The 21,143-nt window shown below is 71.8% G+C and carries 16 protein-coding genes; 8 read left to right on the top strand and 8 right to left on the bottom strand.

The genetic code is table 11. The features are described 5' to 3' along the window. Positions 1-67: 67 nt before the first annotated feature. Genes WME90_RS25870 through WME90_RS25880 form a run of 3 tightly spaced genes read right to left on the bottom strand, consistent with a single transcriptional unit; the run spans position 68 to position 5,870 of the window. Positions 68-1,327, bottom strand: coding sequence for a PEGA domain-containing protein (locus tag WME90_RS25870; RefSeq protein WP_437274664.1), 1,260 nt, complete (start codon positions 1,325-1,327; stop codon positions 68-70). Further along, a complete protein-coding gene (locus tag WME90_RS25875) occupies positions 1,324-4,098 on the bottom strand; it encodes a hypothetical protein (protein WP_437274665.1) in 2,775 nt (924 codons plus the stop codon). The genes WME90_RS25870 and WME90_RS25875 overlap by 4 nt, the downstream gene beginning before the upstream one ends. 32 nt (positions 4,099-4,130) lie before the next feature. Next, a complete protein-coding gene (locus WME90_RS25880) occupies positions 4,131-5,870 on the bottom strand; it encodes a serine/threonine-protein kinase (protein WP_437274666.1) in 1,740 nt (579 codons plus the stop codon). Between the two features lie 326 nt (positions 5,871-6,196). Between WME90_RS25880 and WME90_RS25885 the strand changes: the two genes are divergently transcribed. The 4 genes from WME90_RS25885 (at position 6,197) to WME90_RS25900 (ending at position 11,186) form a co-directional block, all read left to right on the top strand. Next, entirely contained in the window at positions 6,197-6,961 is a 765-nt protein-coding gene (locus tag WME90_RS25885; protein WP_437274667.1) for a hypothetical protein, read from the top strand. A gap of 239 nt (positions 6,962-7,200) precedes the next feature. Next, positions 7,201-8,331: a hybrid sensor histidine kinase/response regulator gene (locus WME90_RS25890; protein ID WP_437274668.1), complete on the top strand. Its 1,131-nt coding sequence runs from the start codon at positions 7,201-7,203 to the stop codon at positions 8,329-8,331. Beyond that, complete coding sequence (locus WME90_RS25895; protein ID WP_437274669.1) at positions 8,321-10,330, top strand: PAS domain-containing hybrid sensor histidine kinase/response regulator; 2,010 nt, start codon at positions 8,321-8,323, stop codon at positions 10,328-10,330. The genes WME90_RS25890 and WME90_RS25895 overlap by 11 nt, the downstream gene beginning before the upstream one ends. An 88-nt stretch (positions 10,331-10,418) precedes the next feature. Continuing rightward, entirely contained in the window at positions 10,419-11,186 is a 768-nt protein-coding gene (locus WME90_RS25900; RefSeq protein WP_437274670.1) for a phosphotransferase enzyme family protein, read from the top strand. Between the two features lie 216 nt (positions 11,187-11,402). Here WME90_RS25900 and WME90_RS25905 read toward each other — a convergent pair whose 3' ends face one another. After that, positions 11,403-12,269 carry a HEAT repeat domain-containing protein gene (locus WME90_RS25905; protein ID WP_437274671.1) on the bottom strand — a complete coding sequence of 289 codons (867 nt, stop codon included), beginning with the start codon at positions 12,267-12,269 and terminating at the stop codon, positions 11,403-11,405. Between the two features lie 294 nt (positions 12,270-12,563). Between WME90_RS25905 and WME90_RS25910 the strand changes: the two genes are divergently transcribed. After that, positions 12,564-13,253: a transcriptional regulator gene (locus WME90_RS25910; RefSeq protein ID WP_437274672.1), complete on the top strand. Its 690-nt coding sequence runs from the start codon at positions 12,564-12,566 to the stop codon at positions 13,251-13,253. Between the two features lie 13 nt (positions 13,254-13,266). Here the strand turns inward: WME90_RS25910 and WME90_RS25915 are convergent, their stop codons facing one another. Further along, positions 13,267-14,169, bottom strand: coding sequence for a nucleoside hydrolase (locus tag WME90_RS25915; protein WP_437274673.1), 903 nt, complete (start codon positions 14,167-14,169; stop codon positions 13,267-13,269). Positions 14,170-14,316: 147 nt separating this feature from the next. On the opposite strand from WME90_RS25915, the gene WME90_RS25920 reads away from it, so the two are divergent. Further along, positions 14,317-15,129, top strand: coding sequence for a hypothetical protein (locus WME90_RS25920; protein WP_437274674.1), 813 nt, complete (start codon positions 14,317-14,319; stop codon positions 15,127-15,129). 239 nt (positions 15,130-15,368) lie between these two features. Then, positions 15,369-16,532 (top strand): PAS domain-containing protein, encoded by a 1,164-nt coding sequence (locus WME90_RS25925; protein WP_437274675.1) that lies wholly within the window; start codon positions 15,369-15,371, stop codon positions 16,530-16,532. Positions 16,533-16,656: 124 nt separating this feature from the next. Here WME90_RS25925 and WME90_RS25930 read toward each other — a convergent pair whose 3' ends face one another. Both WME90_RS25930 and WME90_RS25935 read right to left on the bottom strand, forming a co-directional pair. Then, the gene (locus WME90_RS25930; RefSeq protein ID WP_437274676.1) at positions 16,657-18,111 is read right to left on the bottom strand and encodes a hypothetical protein; all 1,455 of its coding nucleotides are present in this window, start codon (positions 18,109-18,111) and stop codon (positions 16,657-16,659) included. A 355-nt stretch (positions 18,112-18,466) separates the two neighbouring features. Next, positions 18,467-19,129, bottom strand: a complete 663-nt coding sequence (locus tag WME90_RS25935; protein WP_437274677.1) for a glutathione binding-like protein — start codon at positions 19,127-19,129, stop codon at positions 18,467-18,469. Positions 19,130-19,205: 76 nt separating this feature from the next. Here WME90_RS25935 and WME90_RS25940 point away from each other — a divergent pair, with 76 nt between their 5' ends. Next, complete coding sequence (locus WME90_RS25940; RefSeq protein WP_437274678.1) at positions 19,206-20,174, top strand: LysR family transcriptional regulator; 969 nt, start codon at positions 19,206-19,208, stop codon at positions 20,172-20,174. 12 nt (positions 20,175-20,186) lie between these two features. On the opposite strand, the gene argC is transcribed toward WME90_RS25940, so the two are convergent. Then, positions 20,187-21,137, bottom strand: coding sequence for an N-acetyl-gamma-glutamyl-phosphate reductase (gene argC, locus WME90_RS25945; protein ID WP_437274679.1), 951 nt, complete (start codon positions 21,135-21,137; stop codon positions 20,187-20,189). Positions 21,138-21,143: the final 6 nt, after the last annotated feature.

Genomic DNA, 21,143 nt, shown 5'->3' on the forward strand with positions numbered 1-21,143 from the left:
CCTCCCCCCAGAATCCGCCGCTAGCTCGCGATGGCCGCCCTCGGCCGCTCGCGGCGCCGCGGCGCCTTCACCAGAACCGGCCGATGAGCCCCGCCCCGCCAAACCCCGGCCCGAGGACGGGCACGGCGGAGAGCTCGAGCATCGGGCCGCCCGTGCGCGCGGGCGCAGGGTCCGTGCGCGCGGGCAGCGGCGGGGGGTTCGGCGTATCGAACGCGTAGATCACGAAGCCGCCGAGGGCGAACGCAGCGGCAGCGCCGAACAGGCCCATGGTGGCGTTCGCGAGCTCGTCGCGCGTGTCGAGGTGAGCCCGGTAGTCGCCCAGCTCCTCCTCCGAGATCCCCTGCACCGCGCGCTTCTCGGCGATCTCGCGCGCCTTCTCCTCTTCCGCGAGGCTCGAGGCCAGCGTCAGCACGCCGACGCCAGCGGACAGGGCCCCCATCGCGGCGAGGCCATAGGACATCTTCCGCTGGAAGGAGCTCGAGAGGCCCACCTCGATGACACGGCGCTCGCCACGGCCGAGCGACAGCTCGCGCGAGAACGGCCTGTGGCCGTTCTTCGTGGCGACGAAGAACCGCTTGCCAGGGGCGACCTGGATCGGCGGCAGCGGCGTCGTGCCGACGAGGCGCCCGTCCAGCGTGACCTGCGCGCCGACGGGGGCCTTCACCTGGAGGAGCGCCGGCCGCTCGCGCAGCTCCCGGTCGATCCCGAGGACGTCCCCCTCGATCGCGACCACCTCGCGCTCCTCGTCGACGTGGCCGTCGGCCGTGATCTTGATCCGGTGCTTGCCCGGCTGGACCTCGGCCATCAGCGGCACGTCGACCGGCGCGCCGGCGTCGATGGACACGCGGGCCCCGGCGGTCGGCGAGGTGACGTTGATGCGGGTCCGCGGCTTGACGTCGGGCGGCGCCGCCTCCGGCGCCGCGGGCGCGGCGGTCGACGCCGGAGCGCTCGCCTCGAGGCGCGCCGCGATCACCCCGAGCTCGCTCAGGGCCTCGGTCGCGTCCGCGCGGCGCCCGCCCTGCGGGACGTCCTCGAGATAACGCCGGTAGTTCGCGATGGCCGCCCTCAGCGCCTCGGGGCTCTGCTCGACCACGTACAGGCGCCGGTAGGCCTGGGCCAGCGAGAACAGGAGCGCAGGGCGCGGCGCCTTCCGGTACGCCGCCTCGAACGACTGCACCGCGTCGCGGTACCGTGTCGCGGCGTAGGCCTGGGCGCCGGCGTTGAAGAGCGCCTTCGCCTGCTCGATGTCCTCCTCGGCCGCGGCCGCGCTCGGCGCGAGCGCCGTCGCCGCGAGGGCCATGAGCACGACGCACAGCGAGGTCTTCATCGGCGGATCGGGACTCCTTCGTGGACGCGGAGCGCGCCGTCGCTGAGCACCGCGAGATCGTCGACCCCGTCGCCGAGGACGTCGCACGTCGCGATCGCGGAGCCTCCGGGAATGCCGTCGAGCTTGCGGCTCCGAACCCGGTGCTGGCCGAGATCCTGGCAGTCCGCCGCGCCTTCGCCGCACGCGTCGAGCGCGTAGGCCGCGCCGCGCGTGAGCACGAGGAGCGACCTCCCCGCCCGCTCGTCGACGCGCGCGAAGTCGGCGCTCGTGACCTCGCTCGCCAGGTCCTCGAGACCGGCGCCCGGCGCGGCGAGCTCGACCGGCGCCTCGAGCTCGCCGTCACCCCTGTTCCAGAAGACGGCGAGCCGGCTCGCCGTGATCGTCCGCGTCCCCGGCGCCAGCTCGTACGCGATGCCCACGACGTCCGCTCGGCCGTCGCCGTCCACGTCGCCGGCGCGGAGCCGCCCGTACAGCGTGTGAGGCGCTGGCGCGAAGGCCGCCTCCGGCACCTCGAAAGCGCCGCTCGCGCCGCGGCGCGCGACGGCGACCACACCGCCCAGCGCCGGCGCCCCCGGCTCCGCTGCGGCGTCCTCCTCCGCGACCTCGATCGGCAGCGTGAGGACGAGCTCGTCGGATCCATCGCCGTCGGGCACATCGGCGTCGAGATCGACGGCGACCCCGTCCAGCGCCCACGCGGGCTCCCGGGAGGGAACGAGCTCCGCAGGGAGCGAGACGCGGTGCTCGTCCTCGTCGACCATGGCGATCGCGCCCGCGTCGACCGCCGGCAAGAGCCACAGATCGGCCGAGCCCCGGGAGGAACCAGGGCTCGGAGGAGCGATCGTCAGCGAGGCGACCTCTGCCCGATCGCCCCCGAAGCGGCCGGCGATGCTCCTCACGGCGCGCAGCTCGCCTGCCTGGCGCACGTCGCCCTCGCGGACGAGCGGCAACGGCGGCAGCAGCGACCGCGAGCTGCTGCCCTCGATGAGGCTGAACGCGACGTCCCCCAGGTGCGAGAAGAGCACGCTGATGTCGTCCACGGCGTCGTTCGGCTCGGGAAGCCGCACCGCCGCGATATCGAGGAGCCCCTCGAAGGCGCCGAGCCGCACCGGCGGCTCCGGCGCCTTCATGTACCGGCCGAAGCAGACGGCCAGCGTCGGGTGGTCCGCGCTCGACACCGAGCTCCCGGCGCTCTCGGCGAACGAGAGGTCCGGCAGAAGATCGCCGTCGAAGTCGCCCACGACGAAGCTCGAGACGTTGCCCAGCGTCGGGATCTTGAGCTCGTTGAGCTTGAAGTCGGCGGCCTGCGCGCCGGGGACGCCGTTGAAGAACGTCAGATCCGTCGCGTCCGCGGAGCCGGCGACGACGTCGGGCGCACCGTTGCCGGTCAGATCCGCGATCACCGCGCTGGTCCAGCGCCGGCCGTTCGCCGGCGCGAGCCGGTCGAACTCGACCTGGTAGGGAGGAGACGGCCGCGCCTTTCCGAGCCTCACGGCGTCGGGGTCCACGATGTCGATCACCCCGTCGCCGTTGAGATCGCCGACGGCGACGGGGGCCCCGGAGCCGGGCAAGCGCTCGGAGCCCATGTCGTCGGCCGGGTACGAGAGATCGCCGTACGGCTCCAGGGCGCCGAACGCGCCGCCGCCCGCGCCCTCCGCGACGTCGAGCTCGTAGCAAGGCGCGCCCGCGGGCAAGCCGGGATCAGCCTGCGCGCACGTGGCGCCGACGAGCAGATCGAGGACGCCGTCGCCGGTCACGTCCCGGAGGAAGGCCGCGCCCGCGATCCGCGCGCCTGCCGGGAGCTCCACCGCGGTGTGCGCGCCGTCGTCCGGCGAGTAGATGTGCACGGCCGAGTCGTCCGCGAGCGCGACGACCACCTCGTGGAGCGGGCCGCCGCCGAGCTCCGCGCTCACGAGCGGACCGGCGACGTCGCGCGGCCCTCGCAGCAGATCGATGAACGACAACCGGCCGCGCTCCGCCCCCTGCACGACGGCGATGACATCCTCCGGCGCCGCGCCGCTCGTGTCGGTCCCGACGACCAGGGCGACCCACGTCTGTCCGTTCTCGCGCGTGCTTCCGACCGGCAGGAGCCGCGCGCCGCGCAGGGTCGTCGTCTCGGGCTCCGCGCCGAGCAGCAAACCCAGGTGAAACACCGACGCGAGCACGGGGACCGGCGCGAACGTGCGGCCCGGCTCGCCGCTCAGGATCGCCACGCCGGGCCCCACGCTGAGCGCGATGTCGGTCGTCCCGTCGTCGGTGAGGCGCGCGAGCGCGGGCGTGTCCCCTGCGGAGGGGATCGACACCTGGGTCCCCACCGTGCTGTTCGCATCGAAGTAGAGCGCCTCGAGGCTCGTCGAGCCGACGCCCACGAGGTCGCCACGGCCGTCGCCGTCGAGATCGCCGGTGATCAGCCGCTGCGCGCCGAGCGGCAGCGCGGCGCCGAGCGGCTTGAAAGTGCCCGTGGAGACGCGGCACACGCGATCGACCCCGCAGCCCCACCCGCTCGGGCAGCCGCGGCCATCGTCGTCGCACGCGAAGCGGCACGCGTTCTCGCTTCCGGGTGGGTTGCACATGGCGCTCGAGATCGCGCCCTGCGCATCCTTCATCTCGACGGGGCAGGGCTCGCTCGCCTCGAAGCAGTCGCAGTCCTCGTTGCGCGACGGCTCGATGACGCCGTTGCCGCACACGCCCGGGGAGATCTCGCCGAGGTCCACGCACCCGGCGGAGCCGGCAGCCGCGACGAGCAGCGCCGCGGCACCCCCGATCGCCCTCACGTGTCGCCTGAAGCCGTGCCGCGCGCGCATGCTCACTGGAACGGGTTTTCCAGGTCGCCCTTCCTGACGGCGCCCCTCGCGGTCGACGCCGCCCTCTTCAACGCCACGGTGAGCGCGCCGTCCGCTTCGGCCGGGACCTCCTGCGCCTGCTCCTGGTAACCGGGCGCCTTGAAGGTGAGCTTCACGGCGTGCCCGCGCGGCAGGCGCAGCGGTCCCGGCGCCTTGCCGACGAGCTTGCCCTCGCTCCACACCTCGAGCTCCTTCGGCGTCGCCTGGATCCGGAGCTCGACGTCGGGCGGCGCCGCGTCGGCGCTCGCCGCGGTCGCCTCCGCGTCGGTCGCCGGCGGCGGCGACGACGGCGCGGTCGTGGCGACGGCCGAAGCCGGCAGGACCGGTGCGCTCAGCGCGGCCGCCGCCCTCGGCATCGCCGCGGCCGACGCCGGCGCGCGCAGGGTCTCGGCCGCGGGTCCGCCGTCTCCGAGGCGCAACGTGAGCGCAGCGGCCGCGGCGACGCCGAGGACGGCGGCCGCGATGAGCGCCGCTCTCCGCCGCGAGGCCGCAGGCGGCGTGCTCTCCAGCTTGTCCGGGAGCGACCGCTGCAGCACCGTCTCGGTCCCGTGCGGTCCCGTGCTCGCACCTGCAACGGGGCCACGCTGCGTCGGCGCGAGCCCAGCCTCCAGCGTCTCCGTGGCTGCAGCGCGCGCGCGGACCCCGGCAACGGCGTCGCCCGCGCCGCGCCCGGCGACGGCGTCGCCCGCGCCGCGCCCGACGGCGGCGTCGCTCGCCCGCAGCAGGCCCGCGGGCAGGTCGTATCCCGCGCCACGCGCCGCCTCCACGAGCGCCGCGGTCCCCTCGAGCAGCGACGCCGGGCGGCTCGTGGGCTCCTTCTCGAGCATCCGCAGGAGCGGCGCGTCGAGCGCCGGCGACAGGTGCGTCGCCACGCTCGACACGGGGGGAGCCGCCTCCGACGTGTGCTTGATCAGGAGGTCGAACGCGCTCTCGCCGTCGAACGGCGGCGCGCCGGCGAGCAGCTCGTGCGCCAGGATCCCGAACGAGTACACGTCCGTCCGGTGATCGACGTTCTTGCCGCGGCACTGCTCGGGGGACATGTAGAGCGGCGTCCCGATGAGGTGCCCCGTCCGCGTCTTGTGCGCCGCGGTCGAGGACTCGCCGAGCAGCTTGGCGATGCCGAAGTCGAGCAGCTTCGGGAAGATCGCGCCGTCCTCGTCGAAGACCAGGAACACGTTCTCGGGCTTGAGGTCGCGGTGCGCGATGCCCGCGGCGTGCGCGGCGTCGAGCGCGCGCGCGATCTTGACGAGGATCGGCAGCGCCTCGGCGGGCGGCAGGCGCCCGCGCTTGCGGCGGTAGGCGTCGAGGGTCATCCCCTCGAGCAGCTCCATCACGTAGTAGTGCCGGCCGTCCTCGAGGGCGCCGAACGAGAAGATGTCGATGATGTTGCGGTGCCTGATCTGGTTCACGGCCCGCGCCTCGGCGACGAAGCGGGAGACGAGCTCCGGGTTCGCGGAGCACTGGCGGCTCAGGACCTTGATGGCCGCCGCCTTGCCGATGACGGGGTGCATCGCGCGGTAGACCGTGCCGAAGCCCCCTGCCCCGATCTTCGCCTCGACGCGGTACTCGCCGACCAGCGTGCCCGGCGCGAGCTCCGGATCAGGGCCAGGCCGCGAGGGGTCCGCCGGGAGCCTCTCGGCGTCCGGCGCGCAAGCAGCGACGCCGTCCGCATGCTCGGTTCGGCACGTAGGGCATGTCGACATGAGGAGGCCACCGAGAGGGTACACGGGGAGCCCGGCGCAGCACAGATCCCCCGAGCGTCGCAAACCGGCGGGAGCTCGACGCGCCGGCGGGCGAGCGCAGCGCGCCGCGTGCCGCGTCCCTTCGGCGCGCCGCGTGGTGCGTCGCAGCGTCGAGGCGCGGCCTCGGTCCTCGGCGCCCTGGTCGGCGCGCGCCGTGCGCCGGAGGTCTGACCACCCTGAGGCGCCGAGCGGGTGAGCTTCCGGCATTGTCTCACATGGCGCGCAGCCCTACAGGGCCCGCGACCCATGCGTGTCGTGCGGCGCGTTCGATGGAGGCGCGGGCCCGCGTGCTGCTGAAGCTCGCGCTGGTCGGCGCGTCGGTGCTGCTCGCCTCGCTGGCGGCGCGCCGCTTCGGGCACGCGGTGGGCGGCACGATCGCCGGACTGCCGATGATCGTGGGCCCGATCATGGGCTTCGTGCTGCTGCAGGAGACGCCCGCCCACGCGAGCGAGATCGCGCTCGCGACGCTGGTGTGCCTCCCGGCCACGATCGTCCATGTGCTCGGCTTCGCGTGGTGCGCGCGGTGGGGTCGGCGCTGGGGCGTGGCGCTGCTCACAGCGAACGCGGCCTTCCTGTCGGCGGGGGCGGCGCTCCTCGCGCTGCGGTTGCCCCCGCCGCTCGCGTGCGCCGCAGCGCTGGCGTCGCCCGCGCTGGGCGCGCTCGCCTTGCCGCGCCTGCGCGAGCCGCCCGCGGCGGTGACCATTCCGCGCGTCGAGCTCGCCTGCCGCGTGGCCGCGGCGGTGGCCATGGCCTTTTGCATCGTGCGCAGCGCTGGCGCTGTGCCGGCGGGCGTGAGCGGGCTGCTGCTCGCCGTCCCCATCACCGGCAACGTCCTGCCGTGCTTCACCCTGCCCAGGCACGGCGCGGCCGCCACGGTGGCCTTGCTCGCGGGCTTCGCGCGCGGCCTGCTCGGCTTCGCCTCCTTCTTCGTGGCGCTGCGCGTGGGGCTCGCGTGGGCGCCCCCGGCGGCCGCTTATGGCTTCGCGTGGCTGTGCGCGCTGCTCGCGGCGCTGGCGGTGCGCGCGATCGGCACCAAGACGGTTGGCCGTTGATCCGGTCACGACCTATCGAATCGTCTCGCCTCGTGCGTGGGAGAGGCGAGCGACACGGGGCGGAATGCGCCGGAGTCCCCGGAGTCCATCGATATCGCTCTCAGCGCCTCTTCGAGCCGCTCGACGTGGACACCGTCGTTGTGCATGGCTCGGGGCGCCGTCCAGCGGACGAGCGTGGCCTGAAGACTGTGGTAGGACCGTTGCCCCTCATGTAATCTCGCGCCCGGAGCCGAGGGCGCATGGAACAGCACGAGCCGAGATCCAGGGTTCTAGTCGTCGACGACAACGAACAGAACCGCGCCCTGGCCCAGGCCACGCTCGAGGACGACGGCTACGAGGTCGTGCTCGCCGTCACCGGCGAGGAGGGAATCCAGCAATTCGAGCTCCACAAGCCCGATTGCGTGCTGCTCGACGTGCGGATGCCCGGGATGGACGGGTTCGCCGTGTGCTCCCGGATCCGCAGCCTGCCCGAGGGCGCGAGCACGCCGATCGTGTTCTTGACGGCGCTCCGCGACGTCGACACGTTCGACAGCGCGCTCCGCGCCGGCGGCGACGACTTCCTGACGAAGCCGATCCGCCCGTCGGAGCTGCTCGTGCGGGTGCAGACCGCCCTGCGGCTGCGCCGGCTCGGCGCCGAGCTGCGCGACCACGTCGAGCTCGTCCGGCAGCAGCGCGACGCGCTGATGCGCCTCCAGCTCCAGAAGGAGCGGCTCACGGCGTTCGTAGTGCACGATCTGAAGAACCCCGTGAGCAGCATGGACCTGCACGCGCAGTTCCTGCTCCGGGACCGCGCGCTCCCGGAGCAGGCGCGCGACTCCGCGCGGCACATCCGCGACCAGGCGCGGGCCCTGCTGCGGCTCATCTACAACCTGCTCGACATCAGCAAGAGCGAGGAGGGGAGGCTCGCCCCCGAGCGAGCGAGCGTCGATCTCCGCGCGCTCGTCCTCGAGGCGTTCGCCGCGCTCGACCTGCGCGCGAGCTCCCGCTCGATCTCGCTGCGCGAGGCCGTCGAGGTGCCCGCTGTCCGGGCCGACCCGGACCTGCTCCGCCGCACGATCGAGAACCTCCTCGAGAACGCGATCGTCCACGCTCCGGCCGGGACGGCGGTGACGGTGAGCGCGATCAAGGACGGCGCCGAGGTGGAGATCCGCGTCGCGGACCGGGGGCCCGGCGTCCCCGTCGAGCTGCGCGAGCAGGTGTTCGATCGCTTCGTCCAGCTCGGAGGTGATGCGCCAGCCCTCCACCGCGCCGGCCGCGGCCTCGGGCTCGCGTTCTGCAAAATGGCAGTCGAGACCCACGGCGGAAACATCCGTATCGAGGACAACGCGCCTGGCGCCGTGTTCTGTGTGAGGCTCCCCGATGACACATGAAACCTTCTCCACCGAGCGCCTGACTGCACCCGAGCACGCGCCCCACGCGCCCGGCGTCCGAAAGCTCGACGACGGCACGTTCCGCCTGCTGATCGACGCGGCGCCGGACGCCATGGTGGTCGTCGACGAGCGGGGATGTATCGTGTTCGTCAACCTCCAGACCGAGCGGATGTTCGGCTACGCGCGCGGCGAGCTCATCGGGCAGGCGATCGAGATCCTGCTCCCTGAGCGGTTCCAGCGGTCTCATGTCGCGAACCGCTCGGCGTTCATCGCCGCTCCCAAGGCGCGCCCCATGGGGTCGGGGGTGGAGCTGTTCGGCCGCCGGAAGGACGGCAGCGAGTTCCCGGTCGAGATCAGCCTCAGCCCGCTGGCGAGCGAGGGGGGCACGCTCGTCTCGAGCGCCATCCGCGACATCAGCGAGCGCAAGCGCCTGGAGGCCGCGGCAAAGAGCACCAGCGATCTCCTGCGGAGCGCGGTGGAGAGCTTCCAGGGCGCGTTCGCCGTGTTCGACGCGCAGGATCGGCTCGCGCTCTGCAACAGCGTGTATCGGCACTGGCTCGGCGCGCGGGTGAACGGCCCCATGGTCGGGCGGAGCTACGATGAGATCCTCGTCGAGAGCCTCGCCGCGGGGCAGTTCGCCCTCGGCGGCGAGCCTCCGGCCGCCTTCCGCGAAAGGATGCTCGCCTACCACGCGGAGCCGAATGGCACGCTGGATCTCTGCACGAGCGACGGGCGCAGCCTGCGCGCGACCGAGCGCCGCACGGCCGAGGCCGGCACCGTGTGCACCCTCTGGGACACGACCGGCGACGTGCAGCGCGAGGAGGAGCTCCGCAAGGCGCGGGGCATCGCCGAGGCCGCGAGCTCCGCGAAGAGCGAGTTCCTCGCCTCGATGAGCCACGAGCTCCGCACGCCGCTCAACGCGATCCTCGGCTTCGCGCAGCTCCTGCACCGCGACAGGAAGACGCCGCTCACCGATCGCCAGAAGGAGCGGATAGAGCACGTCCTCAAGGGCGGCGAGCACCTGCTCAAGCTCATCGACGACATCCTGGACCTCTCGCGCATCGAGGCGGGCCGCGTCACGGTGTCGATCGAGCCGGTGAACGTCCCCGAGGTGCTGACCGAGGTGAAGGCGACGCTCGACCCGATGGCCCAGCGCGCCGGGATCGAGATCGCGCTCGCGCCCCTCCCCGGGGAGCTCCCCAAGATCACCGCGGATCGCACGCGCTTCGCGCAGATCCTCATGAACTACGGCTCGAACGCGATCAAGTACGGCCGGCGGGGAGGCCGCGCCACGATCGCGGTGTCGATGCCGGAGGACGGGGTCGTGAAGATCTGCGTGATCGACAACGGCATCGGCATCCCTCAAGAGCAGCACGCGAAGATCTTCCAGCCCTTCCAGCGCGCCGGCCAGGAGACAGGGCCTATCGAGGGGACCGGGATCGGCCTCGCCATCACGAAGCGGCTCGCGGAGCTCATGGGCGGCGGCGTCGGCTTCGCCAGCGTACCGGGCGAAGGGTCCGAGTTCTGGATCGAGCTCCCGGCGCACCAGGAGCCGCCGGCGGTCGTCGCCCCGGCGCAGGCGGATGCGCGCCTGGAGGCGTCGCCGCTCGCCGGGCCCGGCAGCGTCCGCCATTCGGTCCTGTACGTTGAAGACAACCCGTCGAACATCGCGTTCATGGAGGAGCTCATCTCCGAGTTCGAGCGCGTTCACCTGATCACCGCGCCGAACGCCGAGATCGGCATCGAGCTCGCGCGCTCACGGCAGCCCGAGGTCGTCATCATGGACATCAACCTCCCCGGGATGAGCGGCTACGAGGCCGTGCGCAAGCTCGGGGAGTGGCCGGAGACGCGCGACATCCCCGTGATCGCGCTGAGCGCGGCGGCGATGGCCCGGGATACCCGCCGCGCCGAGCAGGCCGGGTTTTATCGGTACCTGACCAAGCCGGTGAGGGTCGATGAGCTGACTACCGTCCTCGAGGAGCTCCTCATCCGACCGTAGCGCGCCGAGGCGCGCTGACGAAAGGCGCCCGGACGTGCTGCTCTGTGATGCGCCACCACAACATTGGCCGCAGCGAGGAGGGCTCTGCATGGGCGATGAGCAGGTATTCAAGGGCGGCGTGAACACCGTGCGCCGGCGCGGCGACAGGGTCCACCGGCCCGCGACGGCGGCGACGCCCGCCATCCACCGGCTGCTGCGGCACCTCCGGACGGCGGGCTTCGACGCGGCGCCGGAGCCGCTCGGGCACGACGACGAGGGGAACGAGGTGCTGTCGTACCTCGATGGCGAGGTACACAACCCGCTCCCGGCCGAGCTGCGCACTCCCGAGCTCCTCGCGTCCGCTGCCACCCTGTTGCGCCGCTTTCACGACGCGAGCGCGACGTTCGTGTCAGGACCGGACGACCGGTGGCAGCTCCCGCCCCGCCCGCCGGCCGACGTGATCTGTCACGGCGACCTCGCGCCGTACAACTGTGTCGTCCGCGGCGGCCGGGTCGTCGGCTTCATCGATTTCGATACCGCTCATCCGAGCCCGCGCGTGTGGGACGTGGCGTACGCTGTCTACCGTTTCGCGCCGCTACACGCGCCGAGCAACCCGGACAGCGCCGGCAGCCCCGAGGACCAGGCGCGGCACGCAGCTCGGTTCTGCCGCGCTTATGGCTTCGCCCCCGGGCCCCAGTTGCTCGACACCGTGGCCGACCGGCTGACGGCGCTGCTCGCCTCGATGCGCGCGCGGGCCGCGGCCGGCGACACGGCATCCCAGGCGCACATCGCGGCCGGCCACCCCGCTTTGTACGAAGAGGACATCCGCTATGTGCGGGCGCAGCGCGATCGGCTGCTGCGGGCGTTCACCCCGTGAGGGACCCGGACGCGAGCGTTCCTTCCTGCTCAGAAGGAGCGGATTCAGCTCAAGCTGACCGCCCAGATCGAGGAGGCGCGGGCGATCGCCGATAACCCCCGCGCTGCTCAAGCTGTGGGAGATCGAGGCGCTCGGGGAGATGGCGAAGGCCGGAGGGAAGTTCGTGATCGGGCTCAAGCCCGAGGGGATGCTCGGCGACAGCGGCGAGCGGAAGTCCTAGCCACCGTCGACCCCCGACGGGCCCCCGAGCGACCCGAGGGCGCGGCGGGCCACCGCCCGCACGGCCGCGTCCGGATCGCGCTCGGCGAGCCACACGAAGCGCTCCTCCGCCCGCGCGATCTCGCTTCCCTTCGCGCCCGGGCGCATCGCGACGAGCGCCCGGATCGCGGCGCGCCGCACGCCGCCCTGCTCGTGTCGGAGCAGCGTCGTCAGAGGACGCACCGCCTCGCGCGCGGCGCTCGGGGCCGCCCGCGAGAGCCCGCGCGCGGCCGCCTCGACCACGGGCGCGTATGGATGCTCGAGCGCCTCGAGCAGCGCCGCGCGGTGGTGAAGCGCGCTCTCCGGATGTCGCGCGAGGAGCTCCGCCGCGCTCAGGGCGATCCTGCGGGACGCCGGCGCGAGGAGCGCCGCCACGACGTCGGCCGGCACGCTCTTCCCTGCCTGCGGGCCCAGCCGGCGCAGCGCATCGAGCACGCTGACCCGGGCGAGGATCTGCTCGTGACGCACGGACGAGGCCGAGCAGCACATGGGCGAGCACCGCTCCCCGAGCGGCTCGCGCAGCGTCCCGACGAGCACCGGCACCGCGACGGCGGCGCGACGGCCCATCCTCCCGAGCGTGCGCGCAACGTGGCCGCGCAGGTGCGCGACGTCCAGACGTGCATAGAGCTTCTCGTCGTACCCCTCGGCAGGACGTCGCAGGTCGAGGACCCGCACCAGAAGATCGGCCGAGAGCTCGGCGGGCACCGGACCGCGGCGGAACGGCATGAGCGCTCTGGCCGACGCCTGCCAGAGCGCGCGGCGCTGCGGCTCCCGGAGGAGCGCCTCGAGGACATCCGCCGGCCGCCGGCGATCGGCCGTGCTCATCTCCTGACCTCGCGCAGCGCCCGCTCGAATCTCATCCTGCGAAGACCCTCGCCGTGACCGGCCCTCTCCCCGCGAGACGCGAGGCCGGCCGCCAAGGATGGTATCTTAACACACGCGGTGAAGCTCACGTTCGGGGCGGTCGAAAGGCCTGCGCATATCGCACCTTCCGCTCCTCGACGCGTCGACCCCACCACGTTGTCATCCAGGCTCAGCCCGCTCGCCGGCGATGATCGGATCTGCGATGGGGCGAATTTCGCTCGACGAAACCGCGCTCGATCGGCGTAGCGTGGCTGTATGACCCAAACGCGCGATCATGCCCTCTCCTGCACGACGCTCTTGCTCATCGCGTGTGGACTGGCCGGCTGCGGCAAGGCCTCCACGCCGCCTGCGGCCGCGCCCGAGCCGCTCACGTTCCGGCGTTCGGCGGACGACATCATCCTCGCGGCGAAGCTGCCGCCGGAGACCGCGCCCCGCGCGTCGCTCGAGATCCACCGCCTCGACGCCTACGCCGCGTGCAACGCCGCGCAGGTGCGCATCGAAGCCAGCGTGAGCGCGCGCGCGGACGCGGGGCCGAGCGCGCTCACGGTGTCGAGCCTCGTCATCGGCGGCCTGGGGCTCGCGGGCGGCATCGCCACCACCGCGCTCGCCGCGGGCCTCGAGGCCAAGCCGATCCCGGCGGGCACGCCGTCGCTCCCGGACGCGGAGCCGCCGGACGTGGACGGCAAGACGGGCGTGATCGTGGCGGGCGTCGTCACGGGCGTCGTCGTCGTCGGGGCGGTGGTCGGAACGCTCCTGCTCGTCGGCGGCGACGACGACGACGACGCCCGCAAGCACAAGCTCGATCTGGGCGTCGGCGGCGCGGCAGGGCTCCGCGACGCCATCCGCGCCTTCGAGGCCGCGTGCCCGGACGAGCCGCCCGAGGACGCCCTCGCGGCGTGCATCGACAAGGCGCGCGCCCTCCGCACGACCTGCGCAGGCCGCTGAGCTCCGCCTGCGCCTAGCGCGCGAGCACGTCGAGGAAGCGCTCCTCGTGGAACCCGACCGAGATCTGCGTGTGCGTGCCCGCCGCGGCGCGCGCACCCCATTCTCCCTTCTCGCGATAGATCTCGACCTCCACGAAGTCGCACACGCGCTCGTCGAGCGCGCAGGCGGCCGCCACGAGGTCGTGCATCGCCTTGCCGACGCCCTTGTCTTCGAGGTACCGATCGAGCGCGTCGACCATCATCGTCAGGCCGGTCCGCGGCGATCGCCCGGCGAGCCGCCGGCTCAGCGCGTCGCGCATGGCCCGGGTATAGACGACCCCGTGACACACGTTCTTCGACACGAACCTCCGCTCTTCGATCTGCGGTGAGGCGAGCAGCGCGAGCGTCTCCCGGGGCGCGCCGCCGGGGTTGAAGCTCGGACAGGTGAGGCGCCCACGGAACTTCTCGAGCGGCTCCGCGACCAGGTTGTCGCCCGCAAAGCCGCCTTGCTGCACCCAGCGGGCGAGCCGGAGCCCAGGGGCGTCCTTGAACGCCTTGCCGATGTTCTTGGGCGCGGCGCCGACGAGCACCGTGGCGTCCGGATCGCGCAGCAGCTCGGCGAGCAGCGCGGCGCCGCCCGCGACCTCGCCCGCCGGGTGCTCCACGATGCCGGGGCCGTAGCACACCTCGTGGAAGCGGGAGACCCGCGCCTTCTGGCCCTCGCTCGTCGCCCACCACGCGGGGCCGTGCAGCGCGCCGATCGGGACCTCCGGCCGCCCGCAGCGATCGAGGCCCCAGCGGACCAGCCGGCACTGATCCTGGGAGCCGGGCGTGACGAGCACGCCGAGCAGCTCGACGCCGGGATGATCGGCGAGCCAGAGCAGCGTCATGAAGTCGTCCGGGTCCGCGGTCTCCATCTCGAAGATCATCCGCATCACGGCGCACCTCCATCCCATCGCGCGGTAGAGCGAAATTGACTAGACTCGATCTGCGCGGGCAGCCGGCGAGACGACCGGCCGCCCGACAGATCCAGCGCCCGCCCCGCGCTGCCGCGCGCGGCCAGACCGCACGACCCCAAGGAACGAATGAAGCGCATACACCTGTTCGAGCTAGAGGATTTCAGCTGGTTTCCCGGGTGGCTACGGGCCTGCATGACACGCCTGATCGTGATCATGCACAAAGCGCTGGGCACGACCGAGGCGCTGGCGGAGCTGGTCGCCAGAGCATTGAAGGAGTCGAGCACATCGAACATCATCGACCTCTGCTCCGGGAGCGGCGGGCCGATGATCGACGTGGTGCGGAGCCTGCGCGAAAAGCCCGGGTTCGAGGACATCAAGCTGACGCTCACGGACCTGTACCCGAGCATGGAGGCGGCGGCGCTCATCAACAACCAGGAAGGGAGCAACGTATCCTACCGGACGAGCCCGGTGGACGCCACGAAGATCGGCGGTGAGGCGGCTGGTTTCGCGGGCCTTAGAACGATGGTCAGCAGCTTTCATCACATGAGGCCGGAGGACGCGAGGAAGATACTGGAGTCGGCCCAGAGGAGCAGGCAGCCGATTTGTATCTTCGAGATCAGCGACAACAGTCATCCGATGTTCCTCGGGTGGCTCGCCCTTCCGATCAACTTCGTGATGTGCCTCCTCATCACGCCCCTGGTGAGGCCCATGACCGCGCGGCAGCTCGTCTTCACCTATCTCGTGCCGATCATCCCGCTGTGCTTCGCATGGGACGGAGCGGTCTCGAACGCGCGGACCTACACGCTCGACGACCTGGATGAGCTGCTGAGCGGGCTCCGGAATGCAGATTACAGATGGGAAAAGGGCGTGACCGGCGGGAGAGCGAAGAAGCTCTATCTGCTCGGCATTCCGACCCGTAGCCCCGGCTCCAGCGCCTGAGAGCGCCTCTCAGGCGCTCCGACGCGGACGAACCGGTACGTACCGGTCGTACGGATCGCCGTAGATCGCGCGGCGAGCGTGGCCCCAGGCGGTATGTCCCCCTCGTGTGCTCCGACGATTGGATTAAGGCCATGCCTTCGTGCGCGTCGCGGATTGCGCCCTACTATTCGCGTGCGGTCATCGATCTACCTTGTTATGCGCAATCCCGGTATGCCTGTCCGGTTGCGGAGGGGAATACGATGGCTGACGCAAACGGAGCACTGAGCTCGCTGGATGACTTTATCGCACACTCCACGGAGATGTTGTTCGTCGCCGGGAGCGACGGAGCGCTGCTGAGATGGAGCGACGCGCTGGGCCAGACGATCGGGCCCGCGCTCGCGCAAGGAACCCCATTGACCGAGCTCTTCCACCCGGAGGACCGCTGCGCGCTCACCACAAGGTGGGAGCAAGTGCGCGAGAGCACGGACCCCGTTCACGTCCACGGCCGCGTCGTGAGCGCGGAGCGCAGCTACAGACCGCTCGCGTGCGTGGTGCGCAGCGCGCGTTCGGATGGGCTGGTCTACGGCTCGTTCCGAGACGCGCTGATCGGCGATGGCGCGCTCGACGAGCTGACCGAGCTGAGGGCTCGGGACAGGATGCTCCGCGCTTTGATCCAAGCCCTTCCGATAGCCATGTGGGCCGTCGATGCCGAGGGGACGTATCTCTACCATGAAGGCAAGGGGCTCGAGGCTGTCGGCCATCGACCTGGCCAGCACGTCGGAGCGAACATCTTTGAGCTCTACAGCGACGCCAGGGTCGCCGTCAGGCGCGCGCTGGCCGGCGACCCGGTGCACGGGATGGCCGAGGCGCACGGCTGTGTGTGGGAGAGCTGGATGGTCCCCCTCTCCGAGGAAGAGGGGCACGTCAGCTCCGTCCTCGGGTTCTCGCTCGACGTCACGGAGGGGCAGCGCGCGCAGCAGGCGCTCCAGACGAAGCTCGACGTGATCGAGGCGCAGCAGCGGGTCATCCGGGAGCTCGCCGCGCCGATCATCGAGGTGTGGGACGGCGTGCTGGCGCTGCCCATGATCGGCGTCGTCGACAGCGCGAGGACGGCCGACGCGATGGAGAGCTTGCTCGAGGCGATCGCGAGCCGCGGGGCGCGCTTTGCGGTCCTGGACCTCACCGGCGTTCAGATGGTGGACACGAAGGTCGCCGATCACCTGATCAAGCTCGTGCGGGCCATCCAGCTGCTCGGCGCCGAGGGGATCATCTGCGGCATCCGCCCCACCGTGGCGCAGACGATGGTGGCGCTGGGGCTCGATCTCAGCGCCATCGTGACAAAGGCCAACCTGCGGGCCGGCCTTACGCATTGCATGCGGCGTTTGACCGCGCGCCCGGCGCCGCCCACCCGCGACGTCGCATAGCGCGACCGCGGGAAGCCGGCCCGGGGAGCGAACCTCCATGAGGCCAAGGCGCCAGGGACGATCCTGGGCGACCAGGCGCTCGGGAGCAGCACCAGCGCTGGCGCTGCTCCCTGGGCGCCCGAGCTCAAAACAGCTGGACGTCGTCGATCTCGATGTGCATCGGCTGCCCCGGAGACGTGCGCCAGTTCAGGCTCGTGACGGCCCACGGCTCGAACGGCACCGGCGTGCCCCACCCCTGCTGCACCAGATCCCACCAACGCAGCTCCACGGTAGCCCACTCCGGCCCGAACCAGAAATCGTTCCCGTGGCTGTCGTAGCACGTCGAGCAGACCCCGCCTTCGGGCCTGGTGAGGAGCGTGCCGACCTCGAAGCGAACGGGGGCGCCCTGGGTACGGATGCTGAAGCGGATGCCCTGAAACGCCGACAGATCGACGGGCCACATGTCGAAGGCCAGCACCACGCCAGCGCCCGACGCGGACGGCACCCCCGGGGAGCGCGCCGCGAGCGCGGTCGAGCTGAACGGCCCGGGAACGGGGAACAGGTCGACCGGCGGGATGGTCCCGTCGTCGTACGTCCCCCAGGGCCCCGTGAACGGCGGAGTGCGGCTGGCGTACGGCGGGGAGATGAGGAGATCGCCGTCCTCGAAGTCCTCGATGACGAGGCCCGACATCGCGCAGGAGGGCTGCCCCTGGCACTCGGGATCGGCGCAATCCGCCAGCCCGTCCGCGTCGTCATCGACGCCGTTGCTGCACGCCCAGTTGGTGTTCTCGAGCCAAGGCACGCAGAACGGCTGCGACTGGCAGTCCGCATCGGAGCAATCCGCGTAACCGTCCCCGTCGTCATCGTAGCCGTTGCTGCAGGCCACGTCGGTGTCCTCGCGCCACGGGTGGCAGAACGGATACCCCTGGCAGTCCGGATCGGCGCAATCCGCGAGGCCGTCCATGTCGTCATCGTAGCCGTTGCTGCACTCCCAATCCGTGTCCTCGCCGACCGGCCCGCAGAACGGTTGCATCTGACAGTCAGGATCAGAGCAATCGGGGCGGCCATCTCCATCGTCGTCGATGCCGTTGCTGCAGGCCACATCGGTGTCCTCACGCGGCGGCGTCGTGTCGTCGACCCCGATGACGATGTCGAGCCTTCCATTCCCGACGGCAATGATGTCGCCGTCTGCCCGGAACTGGAACGCCACGGTCGACGTCGCGCCCTCGCCGATGTACACCCGCACCGGATTCGCCGACGTGAGGGTCGCCGAGACGGGCTGGTAGCTACCGCCCGTCCACCGCTCGAGGACCCAGCCCGGCCGGAGCACGACGTCATAGTAGCCGACGGGCAGAACCTCGGTGAGCGCCGGCGTGTCGGCACCTCCGTAGATGGTCCGCGCCGTCGGGCCGAAGATATCGAACCACGCTTGGGACAGGCGGTACGTCGCGCCCGAGGAGCTGTTCCCGACGAGGGCGAGGCTGAGCGAGCCGACCTCGGACTCCTGCGCGGCGTCATCCGGCGCGTCCGCCGTGCAACCGACCGGGATCGCAGCAATGGCCAGGACCGAACATACGAAGAATCGTCGCAAGTGTCTCATGATGACTCTCGTATCAGAGCCGGTCGCGCATGAGAAGCTGGATTCGTGAAAGCACAATGACGTCACGCGGCCGTCGTCCATGTGCATGTCCATGTTCGTGCGTCATGGGGTCATGGTTTCGCCGCCCGCCTCACATCATTCATCACGCATCACGCATCACGCATCACGCATCACGCGTCACGCCCTCGCCTCTCATCGCCTCATCGCTTGTCGCCTGCCGTCGCCTCCTCTCGCATTCCGTCCTCCTGTGTCCGCTCCCGTCGCACGCCATCGTCGCCTCGGGCCGATCCGCCGTCGCGCCGTGCCCAGCGCGCCGGCGCCGACCGACGCGCGCGCCGGGCGCGATCCGCTGGGATCAACCGTTCGGCGCCGGCGCGTCGACGGCGGCCTTCGCGTGCCGCGCTTGCTCCTTGAAGTACCCCTCCCGCTCCTCGGCGAAGGCGCGCGCCACGCTCGGACGTTCGTGGAGGCGCGCGTGGTACGCGGCGAGCGCCGGCCAGGACTTCAGATCGATCGGCGTGACCACGGACCAGTTGAGCACCGCGAAGAGGTACGCGTCGGCGACCGAGAAACGGTCGAGCAGGAACTCCCGCGCTTCGAGCCGGTCGGCCACCCAGCCGAGGCGGCGCGCTGCCCCGGCCAGCGCATAGGCTTTCACCTCCGCCGGCGCCGTCTTGTCCAGGAGCGGCATGTAGACCGCCTTGTGGAGCTCGCTCCCGATGAAGCCGAGCCACTGCTGGAGCCGCGCCCGGCCGAGCGGATCCCGCGGCGCGAGCTCCGCTTTCGGGAACCGATCCGCCACGAGCTGAAGGATCGCCGCGTTCTCGGCGAGGATCTCGCCGCCTTCGAGCTCGAGCGCAGGGACGAACCCGAGCGGGTGGATCGCGCGGTAGTCGGCGCCCCCCTCGATCCGCTTCGTCTTCAGGTCGACCTCCACATAAGACACCTCCGCGCCGGCCTCGTAGAGGGCGATGCGCGTGGCGAGAGAACATGCGAGCGGAGCAAAATAGAGCTTCATGAAAACCTCCTGACGGCGCCCAAGGTGCGGCTCAGGGGGCTGTGCGTCCAACGCATCGTCGTGATAGGGTCTATGCGTGTCACGCATAACACCTCCCCCTGCGCCCCTTGCGATCGGACCGCGGCCTCAGCTCGAGATCCGCGATCTGGAGCTCGTCCTCTCGCTGGCGGCCGCCGGGAGCACGGCCGGCGCGGCCTCGGCGATGCACATCACGCAGTCCGCCGTGAGCCGGGCGCTCGCCCAGGCGGAGGATCGGGTCGGCGCGCGCCTCTTCGAGCGCACCGCGCGCGGGGTCACGCCGACCGCCGCGGGCGAGCGGCTCATCGCGGGGGCCGGGCTCGTCCTCGCGCAGCTGCGCGAGCTCGAGCGAGAGGTCGCGGCGCCGGTCGCCGCGACGACGCGCGTCCGCCTCGTGTGCGAGTGCTACACGGCGTATCGCTGGCTGCCCTCCGCGATGACGAGCCTCCGGCGCAGGCTGCCCCGCCTCGAGATCGTGCTCGCGGTGGAGCACACCCACGATCCGGTCGCCGCGCTCGTCCGGGGAGACATCGACGTCGCGCTGCTCACCACGTCACCTCTGCCGAGCGAGCGGGAGGCGGGCACCGCGCTCGTGGAGCGGCCGCTCTTCTCGGACGAGGTCGTCTTCGTGATCTCGACCTCGCACCCGCTCGCCGGGCGCGCGTCGCTCACGCGCGACCACCTCCGGAAGGGCCCGCTGATCACGTCGAACGCGCCGCCGGCCGAGGCGCGCTGGTTCATGAGCGCCGTCTTCGGGCGGCAGCGGCCCAAGATCGAGCTCTTGCGCTTCCCGCTCACGGAGGCCGTGATCGACGCGGCGCGCGCCGGGATGGGGATCGCGGCCCTGTCGGAGTGGGTGACGGAATCCTATCTCGGCGGCGGCGACCTCGCGGTCAAGCGGCTCTCGTCCGGCCCGCTCCGCCGGCCGTGGCGGATCGCGTTCCGGCGCGCCTCGGCCGACGCCGCGGAGCGCCTGATCGCCGCCCTCGAGAGCTCGGCGCCGCGGCTCTACACGCGCGCCGGGTGACCCGGGTGACGCTCAGTCGAGGCCGGTGGCCTCCGGCGTGCCCAGCATCAGGTTCAGGTTCTGCACCGCCGCGCCGGAGGCGCCTTTGCCGAGGTTGTCGAGGCGCGCCACGACCAGGATCTGATCCGGCTTGCCGAACACGAACACGTCGAGTCGGTTCGTGTCGTTGCACTCCAGCGCGCCGAGGTAGCCGTCGTCCAGCGCGCCCTGTCCGCCGAGCGGCATCACCCGGATGAACGGCTCGCCGGCGTAATAGCTCGAGTAGAGCTCGTGCACCGCGGCGGGCGTCGCCGGTCGGGCCAGGGCGTCGGCGAACAGGGGCACCGACACGAGCATGCCTTTGTAGAAGTCGCCCACGACCGGCTGGAAGAGGGGCGCCCTGTCGAGGCCCGCGATCGCGCGCATCTCCGGCAGGTGCTTGTGCTGCATGGTGAGCCCGTAAGGGCGCGGGCCGCGGAGCTGCTCGCGGCGGGCCCCGTCGGCCTGCTCGTAGGCCTGGATCATCTTGCGCCCTCCGCCGCTGTAGCCGGTGAGCGAGTGCGCGATCACGCGGGCGTCCCTGGGCAGGAGCCCCTTGTCGACGAGCGGCACCACGAGCGCGAGGAACCCGGTCGCGTGGCAGCCGGGGACGGCGACGCGCCGCGCGCCGCGGACGGCCTCGCGCTGCCCGGGGCGCAGCTCCGGGAAGCCGTACACCCAGCCGTCGGCCGTGCGGTGCGCGGTGCTCGGATCGATGACGCGTGTCCGCGGGTTCTCGATCCACCCGATGGACTCGCGGGCGGCGTCGTCGGGCAGGCACGTGATGAGCACATCCGCCTCGTTGATCAGCGCGCGGCGCGCCGCCGGGTCCTTGCGGCGCTCCGGGTCGATCTCGAGCAGCTGGAGATCGCGACGGCCCTGCAACCGCTCGCGGATCTGGAGCCCCGTCGTACCTTCCTGCCCGTCGATGAACACCCGATGCATGGTGGC

Source organism: Sorangium sp. So ce375, from assembly GCF_051473855.1.
In the GTDB taxonomy this organism is placed as follows: Bacteria; Myxococcota_A; Polyangia; order Polyangiales; family Polyangiaceae; genus Sorangium.

Bases quoted from the DNA above. Each gene is read 5' to 3' on its own strand.
- WME90_RS25910 (WP_437274672.1), top strand. From the start codon at position 12,564: ATGACCCAAACGCGCGATCATGCCCTCTCCTGCACGACGCTCTTGCTC.
- WME90_RS25895 (WP_437274669.1), top strand. From the start codon at position 8,321: ATGACACATGAAACCTTCTCCACCGAGCGCCTGACTGCACCCGAGCAC.
- WME90_RS25905 (WP_437274671.1), bottom strand. From the start codon at position 12,269: ATGAGCACGGCCGATCGCCGGCGGCCGGCGGATGTCCTCGAGGCGCTC.
- WME90_RS25920 (WP_437274674.1), top strand. From the start codon at position 14,317: ATGAAGCGCATACACCTGTTCGAGCTAGAGGATTTCAGCTGGTTTCCC.
- WME90_RS25930 (WP_437274676.1), bottom strand. From the start codon at position 18,111: ATGAGACACTTGCGACGATTCTTCGTATGTTCGGTCCTGGCCATTGCT.
- argC (WP_437274679.1), bottom strand. From the start codon at position 21,137: ATGCATCGGGTGTTCATCGACGGGCAGGAAGGTACGACGGGGCTCCAG.
- WME90_RS25890 (WP_437274668.1), top strand. From the start codon at position 7,201: ATGGAACAGCACGAGCCGAGATCCAGGGTTCTAGTCGTCGACGACAAC.
- WME90_RS25925 (WP_437274675.1), top strand. From the start codon at position 15,369: ATGGCTGACGCAAACGGAGCACTGAGCTCGCTGGATGACTTTATCGCA.
- WME90_RS25900 (WP_437274670.1), top strand. From the start codon at position 10,419: ATGGGCGATGAGCAGGTATTCAAGGGCGGCGTGAACACCGTGCGCCGG.
- WME90_RS25935 (WP_437274677.1), bottom strand. From the start codon at position 19,129: ATGAAGCTCTATTTTGCTCCGCTCGCATGTTCTCTCGCCACGCGCATC.
- WME90_RS25870 (WP_437274664.1), bottom strand. From the start codon at position 1,327: ATGAAGACCTCGCTGTGCGTCGTGCTCATGGCCCTCGCGGCGACGGCG.
- WME90_RS25880 (WP_437274666.1), bottom strand. From the start codon at position 5,870: ATGTCGACATGCCCTACGTGCCGAACCGAGCATGCGGACGGCGTCGCT.